Below are 957 nucleotides of genomic sequence, written 5' to 3'. Positions count from 1 at the left end.
GTGGGAGTGGTGCCCGGCGGGTCGACCTGCCCACCTACGCCTTCCAACGCAGGCGCCATTGGCTGGACGAGAGCACGACCAACTCTCGGAACCGGTCGACGCAAGGCATCTCACTGCAACACGATGCTGCAGAGGACTCCGAACCAGCAGTATCTTCCTCGCGTCGTCGTGCGGAGCTCGAAGGGCTCTCGGACGCCGAACAACTGCGCGTGGCGTTGGGCTGGATCGTCAGTTGCACGGCAGGCGTGCTCGGCCTCCGGTCAGCGAACGAGGTCGAATCCTCACGTACATGGCGGGACCTCGGGTTCGACTCGTTGATGTCTGTGGAACTTCGCACCACGCTGGCCACCTATACAGACCTTCCGCTGTCGGCCACCCTCCTGTTCGACTTCCCGACCCCGGCCGCTCTAGCAGAACACATTCGTGCCGAGACGCTGGGCTTTTCAGACGCGGCCGAAGAGGCAGCGCCGTCGTCGGGCCGGACGGATGAACCGATTGCCATCGTCTCCATGGCTTGCCGTTACCCCGGCGGTGTCGGCTCACCGGAAGACCTCTGGCAACTCGTGCGTGAGGGTGGCGACGCCATTTCGGAGTTCCCGGACGATCGTGGCTGGGACATCGAACGGCTCTACGACGCCGACCCGGACAGGTCCGCCACGAGCTATACGCGACACGGTGGATTTCTCCACGAGGCCGGAGACTTTGATCCCGAACTTTTCGGTATCAGCCCGCGTGAGGCGTTGGCGATGGATCCTCAGCAGCGGTTGCTGCTGGAAACGGCATGGGAGGCCTTCGAACGTGCGGGCATCGATCCCACGTCGTTGAATGGAACGTCCACAGGACTGTTCATCGGTGCTGTGGAACAGGACTACGGTGCGCGACTGCACGAAGGCTCCGAGGAATCCGAAGGATTCGTGCTGACGGGCCGCACGAACAGTGTTGCCTCGGGCCGGATCG

The 957-nt window shown here is 63.4% G+C and carries 1 protein-coding gene; it reads left to right on the top strand.

Features of this window, described 5'->3' with window-relative positions; all coding sequences use genetic code 11:
* A partial coding sequence (locus LG396_RS38785; RefSeq protein ID WP_225798310.1) for an acyl carrier protein occupies window positions 1–957 on the top strand: 957 nt, incomplete at both ends.

Origin of the sequence: Streptomyces aculeolatus, assembly GCF_020400605.1 — a bacterium.
Lineage (GTDB): Bacteria > Actinomycetota > Actinomycetes > Streptomycetales > Streptomycetaceae > Streptomyces > Streptomyces aculeolatus.
The sequence above is the reverse complement of the archived record's forward strand: the minus strand, read 5'-3'. Positions and strand labels throughout refer to the sequence as shown.